At 74.8% G+C, this 5,841-nt stretch carries 6 protein-coding genes; 4 read left to right on the plus strand and 2 right to left on the minus strand.

The features are described from left to right. Both BU198_RS37650 and BU198_RS37655 read right to left on the minus strand, forming a co-directional pair. Nucleotides 1-975, minus strand: a 975-nt coding sequence (locus BU198_RS37650; RefSeq protein WP_188301271.1) for a substrate-binding domain-containing protein, incomplete at its 3' end; no start/stop codon positions are given. Nucleotides 976-1,245: 270 nt separating this feature from the next. Then, nucleotides 1,246-2,286 (minus strand): LacI family DNA-binding transcriptional regulator, encoded by a 1,041-nt coding sequence (locus tag BU198_RS37655; RefSeq protein ID WP_188301272.1) that lies wholly within the window; start codon nt 2,284-2,286, stop codon nt 1,246-1,248. 120 nt (nt 2,287-2,406) lie between these two features. On the opposite strand from BU198_RS37655, the gene BU198_RS37660 reads away from it, so the two are divergent. The 4 genes from BU198_RS37660 to BU198_RS37675 all read left to right on the plus strand — a co-directional run. Beyond that, the gene (locus BU198_RS37660; protein WP_188301273.1) at nt 2,407-3,561 is read left to right on the plus strand and encodes a Gfo/Idh/MocA family protein; all 1,155 of its coding nucleotides are present in this window, start codon (nt 2,407-2,409) and stop codon (nt 3,559-3,561) included. Beyond that, complete coding sequence (locus BU198_RS37665; RefSeq protein WP_188301274.1) at nt 3,558-4,706, plus strand: dihydrodipicolinate synthase family protein; 1,149 nt, start codon at nt 3,558-3,560, stop codon at nt 4,704-4,706. The genes BU198_RS37660 and BU198_RS37665 overlap by 4 nt, the downstream gene beginning before the upstream one ends. Then, on the plus strand, nt 4,703-5,524 hold the full coding sequence (locus BU198_RS37670; RefSeq protein ID WP_188301275.1) for a sugar phosphate isomerase/epimerase family protein: 822 nt from the start codon (nt 4,703-4,705) through the stop codon (nt 5,522-5,524). Before BU198_RS37665 ends, BU198_RS37670 begins: the two co-directional genes overlap by 4 nt. Then, nucleotides 5,521-5,841, plus strand: a 321-nt coding sequence (locus BU198_RS37675; protein WP_188301276.1) for a glycerate kinase, incomplete at its 3' end; no start/stop codon positions are given. The genes BU198_RS37670 and BU198_RS37675, both read left to right, overlap by 4 nt.

The raw sequence follows: 5,841 nt of genomic DNA on the forward strand, positions 1-5,841 counted from the left end.
GCCGCGGTCCAGCCGGCGCAGCAGCAGCTCCACGGCGGCCGCGCCCACGGCCCGCTTCGGCGGGGCGACGGCCGTCAGCGGCGGCGCGGCGAGGGCCGCGAACACGTCGTCGTACGCGATCAGCGCCACGTCGTCCGGCACCTGGAGGCCCCGGGCCCGCAGCAGCGGCGGAAGCTGGATGGCGTCCTGGTCGTTGTGGACCAGGACGGCCCGCACGCCCCGGGCGGCGGCCTCGGCGATCCGCTCGGCGACGGCCTCGGAGTCGACGCCGGGGCGGCGGATGTCGATCACCGGCTGCGGTTCCAGCCCGAGCAGTGCCGTCCCTTCGGCGTAGCCGGTCCGGACCCGGTGCGCCGTCCAGGTGTCCTCGCGGGCGGCCAGCAGCACCGAGCCGTGCCCCAGCGAGACCAGGTGGCGCAGGGCGAGCAGCACGCCGTGCCGGTGGTCCGAGCCGACGGAGTCCAGCAGCGCGCCCTCGCCGTCGGCGGGCGGGCGGCGCTCGACGAGCACGGCGGGCACCGGGAGCCCACCGGTCCACGGGCCGTCCTCGCCGCCGGCCGGGCGCCAGTTGGGGGTCAGGAGCAGACCGTCCACCCCCGAGTCGAGCAGCTGCCCGACCTGGGCGCGGTCGTTGTCGGACTCGTACGGGGCGATGGCGAGCACCAGGCGCGCACCGGCTGCCGCGGCGGCCGCGCGGGCACCGCCGATCACCTCGTCGAAGTACGAACCGACGGTGGGGACGAGCATGCCCAGGACCCGGTCGGCGCCCCCGGCCGCGGCGGACTTGGCGCGCGGCAGCGAGACGGAGCCGTGCGAGCGGTGCAGCAGCCCGTCGTCGGCGAGCACCGCCACGTCGCGGCGGACGGTGACGGCCGAGAGGCCCATCCTGGTGGCGAGGTCCACCACCCGAACCGTCCTGAGGTCGCGGACGACCTCCAGGATCCGGGACCGACGTTCCTCTGCCGTGATGGTCATGGCTTCCCTCCTGCGTGCCCGGTGCCGCACGGCAACTGATCAATCTACATCGTTCAATCGAAATACGATCGAACGAACACAGATGTGCTGAGTCGATCAGAACCACCGTACCGGTCACCCGATCATCCGGTCAGGTCCTCCCGCGTTCCCGGCCTGCGGAAACCCCGCCGCACCACCGGACGGACGGACCGCAGGGCAGCGGGCCGCCGGTTCACCGGACGTCCGGCACCACCGCGCCGCCGGCCGTTCCCCCGCCCCGTGTTCCCCCGTTCACCGGCCCCGTGCGACCGGTGCCGCGGTGCTCCCCCGCAGCACGACCCGGGTCGGCAGGGCCAGCCGGACGGGCCGCCCACCGCCCCCGCCGGACTCCAGTGCCAGGGTGACGGCTCCCGCGCCGAGCCGCTCCAGCGGCATCCGCACCGTCGAGAGCGCCGGTGCCACGTCGGCGGCGAACGGGATGTCGTCGAAGCCGGCCACCGACATCACGCCGGGCACGTCGATCCCCCGCGCCCGGAGTTCGCCGAGCACGCCGACCGCGCAGACGTCGGACAGCGCCAGCACGGCGGTCGGCCACTCGGCCCGCGGGCGGTCGAGCAGCCGCCGCACCGCCTCGCGCCCCCCGTCGCGGGTGAACTCCACGTGCTGGACGGCCCCTTCGGCCGGCTCGATGCCCGCCTCGGCGAGCGCCTCGCGCACCCCGGCGAGCCGGTCCATCGGGACCCGCAGCCGCTCCGGCCCGGTGATCACCGCGAACTCGCGGTGCCCCAGGCCCAGCAGGGCCCGGGTCAGGTCGGCCGCGCCCCCGCGGTTGTCCGGCAGGACGGCGTCGTAGGCGGGGCCGTGGTCGGTGATGGTCGCGATCAGCCCGCCGTCCGCCCGGTAGTCGGAGAGCGCCGCGTCGACGGCCAGGACGGCTTCCGGGTCGGTGTGGGCGGACCCGGCCAGGAGGATGGCCCGCACCCGCTGACCGTGCAGCATCCGGATGCCCCGGACCTGCGTCTCCGGCTCCCCGTCCGTGTTGATCACCAGCGGGAGCAGCCCGGCCTGCCCGGCGGCGTCGGAGACACCGCGGGCGATGGCCGCGAAGTACGGGTCGGCCACGTCGTGCAGCAGCACGCCGACGTTGGCCGTGGCGGCGCGGGCGAGCGCCTGGGCGGGGGCGTTCGGCAGGTACCCGAGGGCGTCGGCACTCGCCCTGACCTTCGCGGCCAGCGCTTCGCCGACCGTCCGGGCCGAGCCGTTGAGGGCGCGGGAGGCCGTCGCGAGCGAGACCCCGGCGTGACGGGCAACCTCACTGAGGGTGACACCCATCGACCGATTCCCCGCTTTCCCCGGCACCTGCGTTGACGTGCGCAGCATATCTCCCTAACCTCTCGGAAAGCGCTTTCCCACTGCTTTCCCACTGACTGCACCGGACCCGGAGGACCACGCATGACTCAGAGAGTGATCGGCGTCGTGATGAACGGCGTCACCGGCCGGATGGGCTACCGCCAGCACCTGGTGCGCTCGATCCTGGCCATCCGCGAGCAGGGCGGACTCCCCCTGGAGGGCGGCGACACCCTGTGGCCCGAGCCGATCCTGGTCGGCCGCGACGCCCGCAAGCTCCAGGACCTGGCGGACCGCCACGGGCTGACCCACTGGACGACCTCGCTGGACGAGGCGCTGGCCCACCCGCTCGCCGAGATCTACTTCGACGCCCAGGTCACCCCGGCCCGCGAGCAGGCCCTGCGCACCGCCATCGCGGCCGGCAAGCACGTCTACACCGAGAAGCCCACCGCCGAGTCCCTGGACGCCGCACTCGAACTGGCCCGGCTGGCCCGCGAGGCCGGGGTGTGCAACGGCGCGGTGCAGGACAAGCTCTTCCTGCCCGGCCTGCTCAAGCTCAAGCGGCTGGTGGACGGCGGCTTCTTCGGCCGCATCCTGTCGGTGCGCGGCGAGTTCGGCTACTGGGTGTTCGAGGGCGACTGGCAGGACGCGCAGCGCCCCTCCTGGAACTACCGCGCCCAGGACGGCGGCGGCATGATCCTGGACATGTTCCCGCACTGGCGGTACGTGCTGGACCAGATCATCGCGCCCGTCCGTTCGGTGTACGCGCACAGCGCCACCCACATCCCCGAGCGGGTCGACGAGCAGGGCCGCGGTTACCCGGCGACCGCCGACGACGCCGCCTACGGCGTCTTCGAGCTGGAGGGCGGGATCACCGCCCAGATCAACTCCTCCTGGGCCGTCCGGGTCGACCGGGACGAGCTGGTGGAGTTCCAGGTCGACGGCACCGAGGGCAGCGCGGTCGCCGGGCTGCGCAACTGCCGGATCCAGCACCGGGCCACCACCCCGAAGCCGGTGTGGAACCCGGACCTGCCGGCCACCGAGCGGTTCCGCGAGCAGTGGCAGCAGGTCCCGGACAACGGCGAGTTCGACAACGGCTTCAGGGCGCAGTGGGAGCTCTTCCTGCGACACGTCGTCACCGGCTCCCCGTACACCTGGGACCTGCTGGAGGGCGCCAAGGGCGTCCAGCTGGCCGAACTCGGCCTGCGCTCCGCCCGCGAGGGCCGCCGCCTGGACGTCCCCGAGCTGGAGATCCGATGACCGAGCTGAACCTTCCCGGCCACGGCCGGCACCGGCTGGCCACCCCCGAGCCGCTGGAGATCCCGGCGCACCCGCCCAGGAGCCGCACGGCCTTCGCCGCCGCGCACGTCGTCGCCGACCCGCTCGGCGGCAACGCCCCCGGCGCCCCGGCGGCCGTCGACTGGGACGCCACCCTCGCCTTCCGCCGCCACCTGTGGTCCCTCGGCCTCGGCGTCGCCGACGCCATGGACACCGCCCAGCGCGGCATGGGCCTGGACTGGGCCGCCACCCGGGAACTGATCGTCCGCTCCGGCGCGGAGGCCCGCGCCGTCGGCGGCCTCCTCGCCTGCGGCGTCGGCACGGACCAGCTCACCGGCCCGGCCACGGACCTCGCCGGGATCACGGCCGCCTACGAGGAGCAGCTCGCGGTGGTCGAGGAGGCCGGTGCGCAGCCCGTCCTGATGGCCAGCCGCGCACTCGCCGCGCAGGCCCGCGGGCCCGAGGACTACCTCCGGGTCTACGGCCGGCTGATCGCCCAGGCCGGCCGGCCGGTGGTCCTGCACTGGCTCGGCGAGATGTTCGACCCGGCGCTGTCCGGCTACTGGGGCTCCGCCGACCTGGACGCGGCCACCGCGACGGTGCTCGCGCTGATCCGGGAGCACCGCGCCGGCATCGACGGCATCAAGGTCTCGCTGCTCGACGCCGACCGGGAGGTCGCCCTGCGCCGTGCCCTGCCCGAGGGCGTCCGGCTCTACACCGGCGACGACTTCAACTACCCGGAGCTCATCCGCGGCGACGAACTCGGCCACAGCCACGCGCTGCTGGGCGTCTTCGACCCGATCGCCACCCGCGCCGCCGCCGCGCTGCACGCCCTGGACGCCGGGGACACCGACCGGTACGACGCGCTGCTCGCCCCCACCCTCCCGCTGGCCCGTCACCTGTTCGCGGCGCCGACGTACCACTACAAGACAGGCGTCGTCTTCCTCGCCTGGCTGGCCGGCCACCAGAGCCACTTCACCATGGTCGGCGGGGCGCAGAGCGGCCGTTCCGTGGTCCACCTGGTGGAGCTGTTCCGGCTGGCGGACGCCGCCGGGGTGCTGCCGGACCCGGAGCTGGCGGCGCACCGGATGCGGCAGTTCCTCGCGGTGGCGGGGGTGGAGGCGTGAACCGGATCTCGCTGAACCAGATCACCACCAAGGGCTGGAGCCTGCCGGAGGCGGTGCGCGGCTGCGCGGAGGCCGGCGTTCCCGCGATCGGGCTCTGGCGCGACAAGGTCGAGGAGGTCGGAGTCGGAGTCGCGGCCAAACTGGTCCGCGAGGCGGGACTGGCCGTCAGCAGCCTGTGCCGGGGCGGATTCCTCACCGCCGAGGGCCCGGACGCCCACCGGGCGGCGCTCGCCGACAACCTCCGCGCGCTGGAGGACGCGGCCGAACTGGGCACCGACACCCTGGTGATGGTCGTCGGCGGCGTCCCCGAGGGCAGCCGCGACCTGGCCGGGGCGCGGGAGCGGGTCGCCGACCGGCTGGCCGAACTCGCCCCGTACGCCGGTGACCTGGGCGTGCGGCTGGCGATCGAACCGCTGCACCCGATGTTCTGCGCCGACCGGGCCGTGGTCTCCACCCTCGGCCAGGCCCTCGACCTGGCCGAGCCCCACCCCGTCGGGCAGGTCGGCGTCGTCGTCGACAGCTACCACGTGTGGTGGGATCCGGACCTCGCCGCGCAGATCGCCCGCGCGGGCGCCCGGATCGCCTCCTACCAGGTCTGCGACTGGACGCTGCCGCTGCCCGCCGACGTCCTGCTCGGCCGGGGCCACGTGGGCGACGGGTGCATCGACTTCGGGGCGCTGACGGAGATGGTCACGGCCGCCGGCTACACCGGCTGGATCGAGACCGAGATCTTCAACCAGGAGATCTGGGACGCCCCCGGGGCGCGGACCCTCGCGACGGTGGTCGAGCGCCACCGGGCCCACGTGGAGAGCGCATGAGGGTCGTCCTCGCGCCGGACTCCTTCAAGGGGACGGTCACGGCGACGGACGCCGCCCGGGCGCTGGCCGACGGCTGGCGCTCGGTGCGGCCGGACGACGAGCTGATCGAGCGTCCGATGGCCGACGGCGGCGAGGGCACCATCGCCGCCGTCGCGGCCGCCCTGCCCGGCACCACCGAGCACGACGTCCCCGGCTGCACCGGTCCCGACGGGCGGCCGGTCACCGGGCGGTACGCCCTCCTGCCCGACGGCACCGCGCTGGTGGAACTCGCCGTCGCCGGCGGACTGCCCCTGATGTCGCGCCCCGCACCGCTCACC

This window comes from Streptomyces sp. CBMA156 (genome assembly GCF_014596515.1).
In the GTDB taxonomy this organism is placed as follows: Bacteria; Actinomycetota; Actinomycetes; order Streptomycetales; family Streptomycetaceae; genus Kitasatospora.